The sequence below is a fragment of the Asticcacaulis solisilvae genome (assembly GCF_017875235.1).
GTDB classification, from domain to species: Bacteria; Pseudomonadota; Alphaproteobacteria; order Caulobacterales; family Caulobacteraceae; genus Asticcacaulis; species Asticcacaulis solisilvae_A.
In genome coordinates, this window is the sequence record NZ_JAGGMI010000003.1 from 1 (window position 1) to 14,036 (window position 14,036).

A 14,036-nucleotide genomic window follows, 5' to 3' on the forward strand; every position below is an offset into this window, starting at 1 on the left:
GGCGTGCCGCCGATGTCCGGGAAGGCTGCATACCTTCCCGGACACCATCGCTTCAGTACAACTCAGCGACCTTGTCCAGATACAAGGGGGACCGCCAGCGCCGCGAAGCGACGGCGCAGCGGTGGAGGGGTCCGTCTCCAGCGGCGTTACCGCCTACTTCCGTATCCCCGTAATCACCGGCTTGTTGTCGGTTACGGTCACGTCGAACGTCACCGTCTGCCCGGCCACGACGCCGTCAAGCAAGGACGGCGGCGTCACCGGAAAGTTCATGGTCATCGCGCCCCAGCCGACCGCCGCGATCGGCTCATGGTCGATGGTCACCGTCCCCGCCTTCGCATCGATAGCCTTCACGACGCCCGTACCAGTGCCGGTCTTGACCACCGCGGCCTGGGAAACGGTGGACATCTCCATTCCCCCATGCGCGCCCTCCTGCGACGGCGCGGGATTGCAGCCGCTCAAAACCACGGCCGCGACCGCCAGACATATATACCGCATCCAATCCTCCCTTGGTTTTGATTTATCGCGATGTTCAAGCGGAAAACCGCTTACACTTTTCCGCTTGAACATCGCTCTAGTGATCGCGCGGCTTTTCCAGATCGCGCAAGTCCAGCCCGCGTGTCTCCTTGCCGTAGCGCATGATCAGTCCCAGAGCGAGCGCGATCGGCGCCATGATCATCAGCGCCGCCATGCCCAGGGCGGGCACCAGCGCGGTGATGCTCAAGGATTGCGCCAGCACGCCGCCGGCCTTGGTGCAGGCCGCCACCCAGCCCGTCGCCCGCCCGCGCACCTTGAGCGGATAGCATTCGGACGTGTAGGGCAAAAGGATTGCCAGCAACCCGTTCGAGCCCACGATCAGCAGCGCCACCGGAAAGACCGGGCTGCCGCCGAACATCTCAAGGCCCAGCACCCAGGCCAGGCCCGCGAACGTCACGGCGATCGCGGCGGTCAGCGCCCATTTCGTGCTCCAGCGGCTGTACAGGAACGCGCAGAGAAACACGGTCGGAAAGGCGATCAGCGCCGATGAGGCCAGCAGTTTCGACGACGTGCCCATGTCATAGCCGCGTTCGACCAGGTCGGCCGGCAGCCACAGCAGAAGCCCGAAATTGATCAGTCCCCAGGCGATGGCCGCGATCGAGAGCGCCGCCGTCTCGCCGATCAGGCCGGGCGTCCACAGCTTGGGCTGCGGGCCGTCGTGATGACCGTGGGCAAAGGTGTCGGCCTCGTCCTCCTCGCCTTCGGACAGGGTATGGCTCTTGGTGCCAAAGCGCGCCATCACCTTATAAGCCTCATCCCGCCGGCCGCGCGACAGCAGGAACTTGGCCGATTCTGGGATCAGTCCGCCCATAAGCACCAGGACCAGACCGGTCGGCAGGTTCAGAAGCCACAGGATGCGCCAGCTCCAGTCGGGCACCAACAGGGCCGAAAAGCCCGACGCCGCGAAATAGCCGCCGACGCCGCCAAGCCCGCCGACCAGGACCAGCGCCCACCCACGGTGCTTCGACGGCATGGTCTCGGCCAGCAGCGCATAGGTGACGGGCAGCATGCCGCCGGCGCCCGCCCCCATCAGGAAGCACATGCCGATGTTCCAGCCGAGCGACGGCATGGCGCCGCAGATCGAAGTGCCGACAAAGACCACCGCCGACAAGAGGATCGACGCCTTGCGGCCATAGATGTCGGCGATGATCCCCCACAGGATCGAGCCGGTGACCGTACCGACGAGCGCGAAGAACGGCACCAGAGCGGCCTGCGACTTCGGCACGCCGTATTCGTGCGTCATGCCCGGCATGACGAAGCCCAGACTGGCCGGCTTCATGACGTCGATGACCAGGGCGACCGTCAGCACCACCATCAGGCCCCAGTGGGCCGGGCTCAAAGGCGCGTCTTCCGGGGCATGGACCGAAATGCGTGACGCGGCCTCCATCTGGTCTCCGACGGCTTTCGGCAGCAGGCCGTAGGCAGCGACGCCGATACCCGCGACGATCAGGAACATGCCCAGGATCATATCCCAGCCCATGGCCATGCCGGCCAGGTGGAAGCCCATGTCCTTACCCATCCAGAACATGGGGATGTGCATCAGCACACCGACGGTGACGAATACGCACCCCAGCGCAAAGGCCCATACGCCCCTGCGGTCCATAAAAACTTTTGCGTCCATAAGCTCCCAGCCTTTTTTGTTTTGAGGAGGCTAGCGGTTTATGCGCAAAAATAAAGCTTAATTATCATGAGCTTAGCAGCATAAAGCTGAGGGCAGCCAGTTGCTACGTAGCAACATAGTACGATTTCAAGGTCTTGAGACGCGAAACCGGCAGAGTGCTACCGCCCCTTCGTTGGCGGCGGCCGGCCGATCCGGCGGGCGCTGACAGGGTCCGCTTCCACCGCGCGGACGGATATCGACGCCTGATGGCCGCCGCCGCGTAAGCGACCGGAATCGGGCCGTACGACTGTTTCGCCAAGATCATAGATTTGATGTGTATTTGTCAGCTCGCATAAGACCAGTCCGCCTCTCCCTAGGGGTGGAGTTAGCCAACAAACAGTCATGGCCCCAAGCCTTCAGGTCAGGGACCTGAAGGCTTTTTTTGCACCGCGGTTACGACGGCAGGCTTGGAACCGACGGTTTCGCCGGCAGCCCCCTCAGGACTGTCAGAGTGTCTCCGAAAGGCAGATAGCCGGTAATGGCGTCGATAGGTGTTATGATGGTGTGCCGTTCGACGCCCCAGGTTTCGCCGGGGTCCGTCACGGCCACCACCATGCCAACCGCCTGTCCCTGCCCATTCAGGGCGATCGCACCACTGTCGCCGCTGGCGCTAAACTGTTCGCGGCAAATGATCTGTTTACGGTAAAGCGTGTCGCGCACCCATCCGCCCGCGCCGGTTACGTGGACGGTGACGTCGGCGCGCGCTTCGATAGTCGAGACGCGGGGATTGCCGATGGTGAAGATCGACAACTCCGTACCGATCCCGCTCCGGGTCGCGGCCCCGGCCGGTACCCCCAACCCCATGATGTCGATGCCGATCCGCGCCGGATCGATCCACACCAGGGCGGCGTCGATATCTATCTGGTCGGTGAAGGCGGCCCAGGTTTCCAGCCGCCCCAGCGCCTTGCCGGTCGCGTCGTCGAAGATGAGATCGCCCTGCGTGGCCGAGCTGCTGACCAGCCCGTGGCAGACACTCAACAGCAGAACCTTGTCCGGTTGATGGGAATAGGTGACCAGACACCCCGCCGTACAGACATCGGTGGAATCCCCACGGCGGATACGCGTACCGCAGCTAGGCTTCAGCATCCTTGCCTCCCTTGCGGCTCGCGGCCGGCTTATCGCTACCGGTCTTCGGTGCGACGTTCGCGGGTGCGGCCGGCGGAGGCGACGCGGGTGCGCCGGCCGCCTGCACGCCCTGCCCCGGGCCGGCATAGGCCACCAGTCCTTCGCGCGCCTGCTCTCCAGGCTTCGGCGCCGCCTTGTAGGCCAGGTAGCCGGCATGGCTGATGCCCAGGAGGGTCAGCATGCCGGCGGAGACGCCGGGCATGGCCGCCACCGCGCCGAAGGCGGCGGAATCGCGGAACAGGTCGAACAGCATCACCAGGTAATAGCCCACAAGGATGACGGTCAGCATCAGGTTCTGGACCTTGCTGAGGTCGATGGCGCCGGCCGATCCGGTGTCGTCGCCCTTGATCAGGTCCTCGAAGCGCGCTTCCCGCGACGTCGCCCGGTAGACGACCCGGCCGCGCACGAAGGCCATGCCGCGCAGACGGGAGCGGAAGGTCGCCACCGGCGGATAGCCGGTATCGTCCCGGGTCTGCAGGGTCAGGATGGCGGGCGTCACCGCCGCCGAGCCGAAGGCTATGCCCATGACCGCAAGCAGGTTGCCGTCCAGGTCGATCGACAGGGCATTGCCGGGACCGGCGTCAGTGACGCCCGGAAACATCCCCCAGGCGCGCACGGTGGCCAGCGCCATCAGGGCGCTCAGGATCAGCCAGGTCCACAGCACCATCTGCAGGCGCGACAGGCTGAAGGTGTTGCGCCCGCCCAGCATGATGCCGCGCCGAAGACCGGTGATGCTGATGCCCGCGCCGATCATGAACAGAGCGCTGCCGGTCAGCGTACCCAGCAGGACGGCGGGCGCGAGGGTAAGCAACTTCCCATCGACCAGCAAGGTGGGCGTGAGCCAAGGGATCACAACCAGGGCCACCAGCCAGCAGATGGCGCCCAAGATGTACCAGGCGCCGCCGGACATGGGATAATCGGGAAACAGCGGCCGGCGTGGCGACCCGGCGGCGCGGGCCGGGACTCCGGGTGGTGGCGGGGGAACGGACGCGGATGTCTGCATCGCCGCCTCCTTTATTGGCTGGCCGGTTGTGCGCCACCCGTCGTAGGCGGCGGAGGTGGCGGCGGGCCTGGGTTGCCACTATCCGCAGGTGCGGGAGCCGGAGCCGGCGCAGGGGCCGGAGCCGGAGGCGGAGGCGGAGGCGGCGCTGCCTGTGCTTCCTTCACCGTCAGGGCAATTTCCCCGGACTTCGAACCCGCGACATTGAACAGCCGGAAGCGTTTGGTCCCGGCCTTGGCGCTGTCCCCGGCCTTCAGTTCAAGCGCATCCCCGGCGGCATTGAAGGCGGTCGTCACGCCGTCGGGCTGTCCGTCCAGCCATTGCACGCCATAGGGCGCGTCGCCGTCCAGCTTGACGGACGCCCCCTCCCCCTTGGCAGTGATCTCGACCACCTTGGGATCAACGCCGATGGGCGCCGCGTCGTCAGCCGAGAACACGCAGCGGTCAAGCGGCGTATAGTCCTGATCGGCGGTCACCACCGGCAGTTCGGCAAGGTCGCCGCGCAGGGTCTTCAGACTGACGTTCAACATGACCAGATGGGTACGGGCGTTGTCCCGGGCGATCTTCAGCCTGCGCAGCGCGTCCGCCTGGCCGGCGGTAAGCCTCACCCCCTCGCCGCCGGCGGGCGCCGAGCCACGCGACGCGGTCGACGCCGCGGTCATCCCCTTGCGGGCCTCGGTCTCGGCCTTGACGATGTCGGTTCCGAACGCATAGTAACTCGCGAATACTTTTGCCGAGGCCTTGATGTCCTGGATGTCGGGAGAGCGCCGGATGGCCTCCTTTGACACGGCGGATACGGTCCGCTGGACGCTGCCGCTCAATCGCCGTCCCATGTCGTCCCGCGTTAACGCCGTCCGGATGTTGGTGAGCGCCGCAGCGGCGCTTTGCGAAGCCGACTGGCCGGCATTGAGCGCCGTCGTCAGGTCGTTGTCCACCGGATCGGATGGCGCGGTTATCCCCAGCTCGGCGACCTTCGCCTTCGCGTCCATGATCCTGCGGACATCGTCCCTGACGACGGCCAGGCCGTTTTCCACCGCGACGATACTGTTGTTGGTTTTAGCCGCTCCGGCTTCGAACTGCCGGTTGAATGTCGCTGGATCATTTTGCGGATGCGCGGTGATGCCAAAATACTTCCTGGCGTGAATGATGCCCGACTGGATGTGCAGGGCGGTATCGTGGATGCAATCAAGCGTGTCGACACCGGCGCGGTAGGCCAGCGCGACGCGGATCGGCTTGACGTCCTGATTGAGTTTGTCGCTCGCCGCCGCCAGGGTCAAAAAGTTGAGCACCGGATCGTTGGAATTCTTGGTCGGCGCCTTCAGGACCGCGCCGAAAAGACCGATGTCGACGCCGACCTTGGTCACGGTATCGAAGGTTTCGCGATGCGCCGCCTTCTTGATCATCGTCAGTCGCGCCGCCAGCAAGTAACTCATGGCCTCATTGAAACCCACCGCCTCGCCCTTGGCCGCCGGATTGAGCAGCTTGCCGGGCGCCTTCTCATAGGTCACGGCGCGATAGAGCTTGTCGGACGTGTCGACCGGAGAAACGCGCTGAGGCGAAGCATGGGTCTCGTTATATTCGGCCCTCGCCCTCTCCGGGTCGTCGGTATAGCCTTCGACATTGACGCCGGCGCACCCCGTCAAAAGAGCCACGGAAGACACGGCCGCAGCCACGATAATGGCGCGCGCGCAATGGCGCACCGCAAGAAATGATATCACGTCTTCGCCCCCGAAGCTGAAACGCAGTTATTGAAAAGATTGAAAAATGCACTCAAAAGTTGATGTTATGAGCAAATAAACCCTGAGTCAATCCATCATTAACCATTAAGGCGAAAAAGTGTCACGCGCTGCTGTTCACATGGCCGCAAGGATGCCGGCGCAGGCCAGCGCCGCATAGGTCGCCTTTTCCAGCCCGCCCCGCACAACCGGCTAGGCCAGGTTATACACGAACAGCCTGCCCCACGGCGTCCGGCGCGATCCACCATCGCGTCCGGTATTAGGCTTGTCGCAACCGTTTTACGGTAAGGCGTGGCGTGAGGGGATTTTGCATGAGCTTTGGCCGCCGACAGGACCGTTCCAATCCGCCCGCGACCGCGCGCGGCCCGGTCTACACCACCGTCGTCGTGGTCCTGCTGGGCCTCGCCGCCTGGCGGATCGTCGCCATGCTGGGCGCCAACGCGCCCGATGCCGCCCTGAAGCCACCCGAAACGTCGCCGGAAACTGCGGCTGACGCGACGTCCGAACCGGACCTGTCGCGGCTCAAACGCTTTCCCAATGTCACCATCACCTGGTACGACGTCCCCGGCACTGACGGGAAGGCCATATTCGACTACATGGCGGCCCACGGCCCGGTCGACAAGCGCGATGGCTTCCGCGCCCACGGCACCACCACCTGGCGGATGAACTGGGAATATGCCGGCCGCGCCGATGGCTCAGGCTGCGACACGGCGCGGGTGAAGATGCGGTTTGGCGGCACCGTCCTTTTGCCGCGCCTGACCCAGTACGATGAGTTGTCGCCGCGTGACCGCGTCGCCTGGAACAGGACCCAGGCAGGCCTGATCGCCCACGAGGAAGGCCACCTGCACATCGCCTACAGCCAGATGGAGACGGTCGCCCAGGCCATCCGCCACAGCGACTGCGCCGGTGCGCGCGCGGCCGCCGACGCGGTCTTCGCGCGCATCGACGCCCGCAATGCTGAATATGACCGGGAAACGCAGCACGGCCTGGTCGAAAGCGACAAGTTTCCGACATTATAGGGGGCCCGGCAGCACCACGTATCAGTACAATAATACCAAAGCCAAAGCGGTAAGCATATGGAAACATTGCCATGTTACCCTATACGGCCAAAGTAACAATTTTCCAGAGTTCGTCGCGTCATGGATCACGTATCGTCATTGGCCCTGCTGCCGCGTTACCGCAAGCTCGAAGCCGGTGACCCCGCGCCGTGGTTCCGCCAGGCGGCGACCTGCCACCCGCAGTTCGATTTTTCGTCGCTGGGCGGCCGCTATATCCTGCTGGGCTTCTTCGGCAGCGCCGGCGATGACACCGCCCAGGCGCAACTGAAGCTGATCGAAGCGCGCGCTTCACTTTTCGATGACGCCAATGTCTGCTTCTTCGGCGTCTCGGCCGATCCCACCGACCAGAGCGAGGGCCGGCTGAAGGAGGTCCTGCCAGGGCAAAGGCATTTCTGGGACTTCGACCGGACGATTTCCAAACTCTACGGCACCGCCGCCATCGGCGGCCAGGAGAACGCCTATCGCCGTTACTGGGTGCTGGTCGATCCGACCTTGCGCGTCATGAAGACCTGGCCGATGGAGCCCGACGCCGGCAATCTTGGCGCCATACTCGACATGATCGCCGCCCTGCCCCCGCCCGGCCGCTTCGCCGGTCCGGAGATCATGGCGCCCGTCCTCTACCTGCCGAACGTCGTCCCGCCGGAGCTGTGCCAGCAACTGATCGGCGCTTATGAGGCCGGCGCCCCCCAGGACAGCGGCTTCATGCGCGAGGAAGACGGCCTGACCAAGGTCGTCCACGACCATGGCTTCAAACGCCGGCGCGACTTCCTCATCGAGGACGAAGCCACCATGCACGCCTTGCGGACGTGCGTGCACAAACGGATAAGGCCTGAAATCCTCAAGGCATTTCACTTCGACGTCACGCGCATGGAGCGCTACATCGTCGCCTGCTACACCGCCGAGGATGGCGGCCACTTCCGGCCGCACCGCGACAACACTACCAAGGGCACGGCCCACCGCAAGTTCGCCGTGTCGATCAACCTCAACGCCGATTTCGACGGCGGCGACCTGACCTTCCCGGAATATGGCACGCGCAGCTTCCGGCCGCCGGTCGGCGGCGCGGTCGTGTTTTCCTGCTCACTGCTGCACACGGTGTCGAAGGTGACGCGGGGACAGCGCTACGCCTTTCTGCCCTTCCTGTACGACGACGCGGCGGCCAAGCTGCGCGAAGCCAACAACGCCTTCCTCGACGGCTCTGTCACACCGTACGTTGAGGGTGAATAGGTTCGGTTTCCGAAATCTTCACCGTTTTGCTGCTTTTCTGTCACAAACGACAAGAGAGTTAATGCGTACGCTTACAGGCTTTGGAAAAGACAGGACGGGCAATGTCGCCACGGTGATGGCGCTGTGTGCCGTGCCGGTCCTGTTTGCGGCCTTCGGTGCGCTTGAGATGGTCAACACGCACGCGGAACGCGCCCGGCTTCAGGACGCGGTCGATGCCGGGGCTCTGGCTGGGGCCGGACGATTGTCGGTAGCGTCCACCACCGACCAGGGACCTGTCGGCACGGCGATTGCCACCGCGCAACGCGCCATCACGGACGCCGGCATAAAATCCGATGTCCACTTCGTCGCCACGGTCGCCACCGACCGTCAGTCGATCACGGTCGACGCGACGGCCGACCATAAGGCCATTGCCGGCTTCATGGGCTTCGGCGACGCACAAATCAAGGTCACCGCCACCGCCGAAAACCTGGGCTCGGTCCCCTTGTGCGTGCTTCAGACCGCCAGCAAGGGCAAGGGCGGGATCGACATCAACGATCAGGCGCGCGTCCGCGCCACGGGCTGCGCCATCCACGCCAATACGAACGTGACCGTCAAGTCGGGCGCCATGATCCAGGCCACCAAGACCCAGGCGGTGGGCACGGTCACCGGCCCTGTGTCACCTCAGGGCAATGCCGGCGCCATGGCCATCCCCGACCCCTTCGCTGCGATGAACCTGAACCCCTCGACGGAATGCGAAGGCAAGCCTAAAAAGATCAAGGAAGAAAAGGGCACGACCATCTTCCTCCCGGCGGGCGTCCACTGCGAACACTACATCGTCGACCAGGACGCCACCCTGGTCCTGCAACCGGGCGAACACTGGTTCATGGACGACCTGGAAGCGAAGAAAAACGCCACTCTTCGCGGCGACGACGTGACTCTGATCTTCGGCTCGACCAAGAAAATCACCTTCGCCGACCGTGCGGTCGTGCAATTGGGCGCGCGCAGGTCAGGCCCATTCGCCGGCTTCCTGCTGGTGACGACGCGCGATAATACCCAATCGTTCAGCATCGCTTCGGACCACGTCTCGAAGCTTCTCGGCACCATCTACATTCCGGGCGCCGAGCTGAAGGTCTCGACTGCCGGCAATGTCGCGCAGGACTCGGCGTGGAGCATCATCGTCGCCGACACGATTACGGTCGAGAAGAACCCGGTGCTGGTGATCAACAGCGGCTATGGCGGTTCGGGCGTGCCGGTACCCGACGGCGTCGGCCCGAGACGCAACAACGCGACCCTGTCGAAATAGCAGTCTACGACAACCGTGGACCGCGCCAGCCCGTCAGGACGTGGCCAGCCGCGCGTGCATGGTGGTGAACAGGGCCATCAGGTTGCGGAAATCGACGCCCTTGACGAAGAAGGCGTGGCAGCCGGCCGCTTTCGCCTTCTGGCGCAGGGCGGTGTCGGAAAAGGCGGTGTGGGCGACGACGGTCGCCTGGGCTGTTTCCGCATCGGCGCGTACTGTCCGGCAGACTTCGGTGCCGTCCATGTCAGGCAGTTCCATGTCCACGACCACGAGATCGGGCTGGATGGCGCGCGCCGTGGCAATGGCGTCGCGGCCATTGTGACAGACGCGGGCTTCGTCGCCCTGCTCTTCGGCGACCCACATCAGGGTCTGGGCCAGCATCTGGTCATCTTCGACAATCAGCACGCGCATAAGCAAAAGTCCCCTTGTGGCGATTCGCTTTCAAGGTAGCCATATGCCCGTAAGTTTGCAGCGCCGCGCGTCCGCCACTTTATAGCGAAGCCCTAAGCGCCGAATATTCGGATATTTTATGAAATATACCGGCGGTCTTATTTCCGGATAACGGGAATATTTTTAGCTTGTCCTGACAACGGTTTGCAAGGCGCGAGCAAATGCTTATGGCCGCGCCACCATCACCACATCGCGTCTTTACGGCGGACCGTCCGATGATGGCGATGCGTCCCGACTCTGGTGACGCTTCCTCACTGGCGGCCCGGGTCTTTAGCCCCCCTCAGCATCCGGGCCGCCAGCTGAGACGCTCAAGTTAATCGAGGAACCGACGTGGCCGACGCCCTGACACCCGACCTGACCGCATGGCTCGATTGTGCCTGGCTGGTCGGCGCCGCCATGCTGGCCACGGCCAGCCGCTTCATCGAACCGAGAGAGTAACGCGTGCGCGCCGGAGCCGGGACCGCCTACGGACTTATGGACCCGCCTGAGGCGGCGATCGCCGCGCCTCAGGACGATTTCGCCGACAGCCCCGAAGCCATCGCGCGCGGCCAGCGTTACCTGGCGTGGTCTGCGGGCGCGGCCTTGAGCTTCGTCCTGGCCGCGACGGTGAGCGTGCACGTCGCCCGTGAGAAACACGAACGCGCGGTTTATGCATCGAACCAGAACGCGGTCATGCTGGCGATCGGCAGCGGCATGGCGCAGCCGTTTCCGATGCCCTGAGGGGATTGCAGAAGTACCCCTCCCCCTTCGGCGTCCCTCTCCCCAGTGCGTGGGGAGGAGGGAGTGTGCGGCCCCGCTTCAGGCGAAACGCTTCCCTGAATACAGAAGGTGGCTCCCCACCTCCCCATGCCAATGGGGAGGTGGCGCGGCGCGTCTGAAGGACGAACGTCCTGAGGACATAGCCGTGACGGAGGGGTAAATCCGCTCTATCCGCGAACCTTGGAACGGGCCATAGGGCACCACCAAAAAAAAATTGATGGCCTTGTCGATCCGGCGTATCGCCGTTCGTTGTCCTGATATCAGCCACTCAGAAACAGGACCATCGCCATGCTGAAATCCATCCTCCCCTTCGGCTTCGCCGCGCTCTTCATGGCCGCGGCGGTCACCACCCCCGCCATCGCCGCCCCCGCCGAGGCCACGCAGGCCGCCGTCAAGGCCGGCTACAAGCAGATCAACGGCATCAACTACTACTATGAGATCCACGGCCAGGGCGAGCCGCTCCTGCTGCTGCATGGCGGCCTCGGCTCGATCGACATGTTCGATCCCATCCTGCCGCTTCTGACCCAAAGCCGCCAGGTCATCGCCGTCGACCTGCAGGGCCACGGCCGCACCGCCCTCGGTGACCGGGCCATCAATCCTGCGGACATCGGCAGGGACATGGCCGAGCTGACCAAGGCGCTCGGCTACAAGCAGGTCGACGTGCTGGGCTATTCCTTCGGCGGCATGACGGCGGTCAACATGGCCGCCCATGCGCCGCAAAGCGTCCGCCGGCTGGTGGTCGTGTCAGCCCCGTTCAGCCGCGAAGGCTTCTTCGCCGAGATGCTGCCGCAACAGGCGCAGGTCTCGGCGGCCATGGCGCCCTTTATGAAGGACACGCCGATGTACACGACCTACGCCGCCGTCGCCCCCAGGCCCGAGGACTTCCCGAAGCTGCTCGACGCCATGGGCGCGATGATGCGCGAACCCTATGACTATACTCCCGCCGTCCGGGCGCTCAACATGCCTGTCATGCTGATCTACGGCGACAGCGACATGGTCCGCCCGGAGCACGTCGTCGACTTCTACAAGATGCTGGGCGGCGGCCTTATGGACGCTGGCTGGCAGCGCGAACACATGGCGAAGAACCGCCTGGCCATCGTGCCCGACCTGACGCACTACGAGATGTTCCTGGCGCCGCAGGTTTTCACGACCGCCATGCCGTTTCTCAACGGCGAAAGCGGTGCGAAAAGCTGGGCGGGGGCGGTGACAAAGTAGAAACCAACTGGTTAGAGCGATATGGCGAAAAGTGCCAAGAAGCGTCTTTGGGGTTTTCGCCTTAATATCGCGACAAAACAAAAACTTAGATCGGTATGATGTTTCCACTTAAAATCATACCGATCTAGAACTGGCCCCCGGACGCCGGCTTGAACACCGGCCGGCGATCCCAGCGGCCCGAGGCGTCGTGTCCAGAACTGAGCGTCCTAGATCGCCCCGGTCGAAAAGGTCTTGCGCATCGCCGGCCTAAGGGACGGATCGAAATATCCTTCCATCCGATTGAAACAGGTGCCGCCACGCACCGGAGATTCGGCAACAAGGTTCACGCTGTAATGTTTCTCCACACCCGCCGCCTGGACGAGTGTGTCGAAGCGCAGGATGGCGGCCATCAGGTGCGGATTGCGGAAATCACTGTCCGCCATGTCGAAGGGCGATAGCGTGGTCCCGTCGCGGAAGGTCAGCCTGTAGGACGGCACGGCCCAGCCCGGCCGCCGCTTTGCCAGACGCATGCGCTCATGGCAGCCGACCTCGACGCTGACGACGTCCGAGGCGCGATACTCCCGGATGTCGAGGCCGCTTAAAGGCGAACGCAGCGCGATGCGGTCGTCGTAAATGGCATAGCCGGTATAGAGGTCGCGTCCGACCAGGAGCAGCAGATAGACGGCCGGCAGGATCAGCGGCACCCACGGATATTTGCGGACGAATTTGTAGATGCCGTCATAGGTCTGGGAGACGATGTACCAGACGATATAGATCACAAAGCCGATGACGAAGGTCTCCCAGGCGCTGAGGTGCACCCAGCGGTGCCAGTAGCCATAGCCCTTGTCGCGCAAAGCCTTTTCGAACAGCGATGGCAGCCACCAGAAGGCTTCCTCGTGGGCGAAAACGTAGAAGACGGCGATGATCAGCAGCACGCCAACGACGGCCGATGCGATGGGCGTGGGTGACAATCTGTTGACGCGGCTCATCTTCACCCCTCCCCTCGTTTCCGGGAGGGTATGCCCGATCCGCCCTGCGCGCAAGCGATGGTTAACGCGGCTTTTCCGCCCCGTGCAGCGAGATGAAGGCCGCCGTCAGCATGACCGCCATGCCGATCCAGCTCAGCCATTCAATGCGCTCGCCCAGGACCACCGCGCCGGCGATGACGGCGATGGCCGGCGAGACAAAGGCGAAATTGCCGGACTTGGAGGCGCCCAGGTCGCGCAGCAGCTGCATATAGAGCGCGAAGGCGATCAGCGAACCGAACAGCATCAGGTACAGCCAGCCCATCCACGCCCGGAAGCCCCAAGTGAGGTCGAGCGCCGCCACCGCGCCAGGCTCGAACCCCAGCGACACGCCAAGCAGGATCGCGCCGCCGATCAGCGTCGTCAGTCCGGAAAGAAGCGTGGTCGAATAGATTTTCAGCAACGGCTTGGCGATGACCGAGCCGAAGGCATAGGTAAAGGCCGCCGAAGCGGTCACAAGCCCGCCGATGATCCGCATGCCGCCGCTACCCGCCGCCGTCAGGCGGCTAAGGTCGGGCAGGAACATGATGACAACGCCCGCTACGCCCAGGATCAGGGCGAAGATCTTGCGCGGCGTCGCCTCTTCCTGGCGCATGGCAACGGCGCAGACCAGCAGCGCCACCGGCGTCAGCGACATGTCGATCACCGCCGCCAGGCCGGATTCGATGAACTGCATGGCCCAGAACAACGGCCCGTAGCACAGGACGATCATGAACAGGGTCGCAACCAGCAGCCGGCCGGCGTCGGCGCGGCGAAACGGAAGGTCCCCGTTGCGCGGCCAGCTTACGGCGGTCATGATCAGCCCCGCCACGACAAAGCGCGTCCCGGCCATGAACAGCGGCGGCATGGTCTCAAGCGCGACCTTGGTCGCCAGCCACGTCGTTCCCCAGATGAAGCACAGGATCGCGAAGGCCGTCAGCGGGCGGTTGTCGAAGAGTTTCATGGCGAAGCCATGCCGGATTATCGGCACCAAGAAAAGCCGCCCGCCGTCG

13 protein-coding genes are annotated in these 14,036 nt (G+C 64.1%); 5 read left to right on the forward strand and 8 right to left on the reverse strand.

Going from position 1 to position 14,036, the window contains the following annotated elements:
* Window positions 1–153: 153 nt before the first annotated feature.
* The 5 genes from J2X24_RS06345 to J2X24_RS06365 all read right to left on the reverse strand — a co-directional run bounded on the left by J2X24_RS06345 (window position 154) and on the right by J2X24_RS06365 (window position 6,037).
* A complete protein-coding gene (locus tag J2X24_RS06345) occupies window positions 154–405 on the reverse strand; it encodes a copper-binding protein (RefSeq protein ID WP_245344498.1) in 252 nt (83 codons plus the stop codon).
* Between the two features lie 166 nt (window positions 406–571).
* Complete coding sequence (locus J2X24_RS06350; RefSeq protein ID WP_209718364.1) at window positions 572–2,155, reverse strand: MFS transporter; 1,584 nt, start codon at window positions 2,153–2,155, stop codon at window positions 572–574.
* Window positions 2,156–2,587: 432 nt separating this feature from the next.
* Window positions 2,588–3,280: a hypothetical protein gene (locus tag J2X24_RS06355; RefSeq protein WP_209718367.1), complete on the reverse strand. Its 693-nt coding sequence runs from the start codon at window positions 3,278–3,280 to the stop codon at window positions 2,588–2,590.
* Complete coding sequence (locus J2X24_RS06360) at window positions 3,267–4,322, reverse strand: hypothetical protein (RefSeq protein ID WP_209718370.1); 1,056 nt, start codon at window positions 4,320–4,322, stop codon at window positions 3,267–3,269. Before J2X24_RS06360 ends, J2X24_RS06355 begins: the two co-directional genes overlap by 14 nt.
* A gap of 11 nt (window positions 4,323–4,333) precedes the next feature.
* A complete protein-coding gene (locus J2X24_RS06365; protein ID WP_209718373.1) occupies window positions 4,334–6,037 on the reverse strand; it encodes a hypothetical protein in 1,704 nt (567 codons plus the stop codon).
* A 329-nt stretch (window positions 6,038–6,366) separates the two neighbouring features.
* On the opposite strand from J2X24_RS06365, the gene J2X24_RS06370 reads away from it, so the two are divergent.
* The 3 genes from J2X24_RS06370 (at window position 6,367) to J2X24_RS06380 (ending at window position 9,619) form a co-directional block, all read left to right on the forward strand.
* Complete coding sequence (locus J2X24_RS06370) at window positions 6,367–7,074, forward strand: DUF922 domain-containing protein (protein ID WP_209718376.1); 708 nt, start codon at window positions 6,367–6,369, stop codon at window positions 7,072–7,074.
* Window positions 7,075–7,194: 120 nt separating this feature from the next.
* Window positions 7,195–8,337 carry a 2OG-Fe(II) oxygenase gene (locus J2X24_RS06375; protein ID WP_209718379.1) on the forward strand — a complete coding sequence of 381 codons (1,143 nt, stop codon included), beginning with the start codon at window positions 7,195–7,197 and terminating at the stop codon, window positions 8,335–8,337.
* Between the two features lie 61 nt (window positions 8,338–8,398).
* Entirely contained in the window at window positions 8,399–9,619 is a 1,221-nt protein-coding gene (locus tag J2X24_RS06380; RefSeq protein ID WP_209718382.1) for a TadE/TadG family type IV pilus assembly protein, read from the forward strand.
* A 33-nt stretch (window positions 9,620–9,652) separates the two neighbouring features.
* Here J2X24_RS06380 and J2X24_RS06385 read toward each other — a convergent pair whose 3' ends face one another.
* Window positions 9,653–10,027 (reverse strand): response regulator, encoded by a 375-nt coding sequence (locus J2X24_RS06385; RefSeq protein ID WP_209718385.1) that lies wholly within the window; start codon window positions 10,025–10,027, stop codon window positions 9,653–9,655.
* A 480-nt stretch (window positions 10,028–10,507) separates the two neighbouring features.
* On the opposite strand from J2X24_RS06385, the gene J2X24_RS06390 reads away from it, so the two are divergent.
* Together J2X24_RS06390 and J2X24_RS06395 are read left to right on the forward strand one after the other, a co-directional pair.
* Window positions 10,508–10,786, forward strand: coding sequence for a hypothetical protein (locus tag J2X24_RS06390; RefSeq protein WP_209718388.1), 279 nt, complete (start codon window positions 10,508–10,510; stop codon window positions 10,784–10,786).
* A 327-nt stretch (window positions 10,787–11,113) separates the two neighbouring features.
* Window positions 11,114–12,040 carry an alpha/beta fold hydrolase gene (locus J2X24_RS06395; RefSeq protein ID WP_209718391.1) on the forward strand — a complete coding sequence of 309 codons (927 nt, stop codon included), beginning with the start codon at window positions 11,114–11,116 and terminating at the stop codon, window positions 12,038–12,040.
* Between the two features lie 206 nt (window positions 12,041–12,246).
* Here the strand turns inward: J2X24_RS06395 and J2X24_RS06400 are convergent, their stop codons facing one another.
* Both J2X24_RS06400 and J2X24_RS06405 read right to left on the reverse strand, forming a co-directional pair.
* On the reverse strand, window positions 12,247–13,008 hold the full coding sequence (locus tag J2X24_RS06400; RefSeq protein ID WP_209718394.1) for a hypothetical protein: 762 nt from the start codon (window positions 13,006–13,008) through the stop codon (window positions 12,247–12,249).
* A 61-nt stretch (window positions 13,009–13,069) separates the two neighbouring features.
* Entirely contained in the window at window positions 13,070–13,987 is a 918-nt protein-coding gene (locus J2X24_RS06405) for a DMT family transporter (RefSeq protein WP_209718396.1), read from the reverse strand.
* Window positions 13,988–14,036: the final 49 nt, after the last annotated feature.

Bases quoted from the DNA above. Each gene is read 5' to 3' on its own strand.
- J2X24_RS06345 (WP_245344498.1), bottom strand. From the start codon at position 405: ATGTCCACCGTTTCCCAGGCCGCGGTGGTCAAGACCGGCACTGGTACG.
- J2X24_RS06350 (WP_209718364.1), bottom strand. From the start codon at position 2,155: ATGGACGCAAAAGTTTTTATGGACCGCAGGGGCGTATGGGCCTTTGCG.
- J2X24_RS06355 (WP_209718367.1), bottom strand. From the start codon at position 3,280: ATGCTGAAGCCTAGCTGCGGTACGCGTATCCGCCGTGGGGATTCCACC.
- J2X24_RS06360 (WP_209718370.1), bottom strand. From the start codon at position 4,322: ATGCAGACATCCGCGTCCGTTCCCCCGCCACCACCCGGAGTCCCGGCC.
- J2X24_RS06370 (WP_209718376.1), top strand. From the start codon at position 6,367: ATGAGCTTTGGCCGCCGACAGGACCGTTCCAATCCGCCCGCGACCGCG.
- J2X24_RS06375 (WP_209718379.1), top strand. From the start codon at position 7,195: ATGGATCACGTATCGTCATTGGCCCTGCTGCCGCGTTACCGCAAGCTC.
- J2X24_RS06380 (WP_209718382.1), top strand. From the start codon at position 8,399: ATGCGTACGCTTACAGGCTTTGGAAAAGACAGGACGGGCAATGTCGCC.
- J2X24_RS06385 (WP_209718385.1), bottom strand. From the start codon at position 10,027: ATGCGCGTGCTGATTGTCGAAGATGACCAGATGCTGGCCCAGACCCTG.
- J2X24_RS06395 (WP_209718391.1), top strand. From the start codon at position 11,114: ATGCTGAAATCCATCCTCCCCTTCGGCTTCGCCGCGCTCTTCATGGCC.
- J2X24_RS06400 (WP_209718394.1), bottom strand. From the start codon at position 13,008: ATGAGCCGCGTCAACAGATTGTCACCCACGCCCATCGCATCGGCCGTC.
- J2X24_RS06405 (WP_209718396.1), bottom strand. From the start codon at position 13,987: ATGAAACTCTTCGACAACCGCCCGCTGACGGCCTTCGCGATCCTGTGC.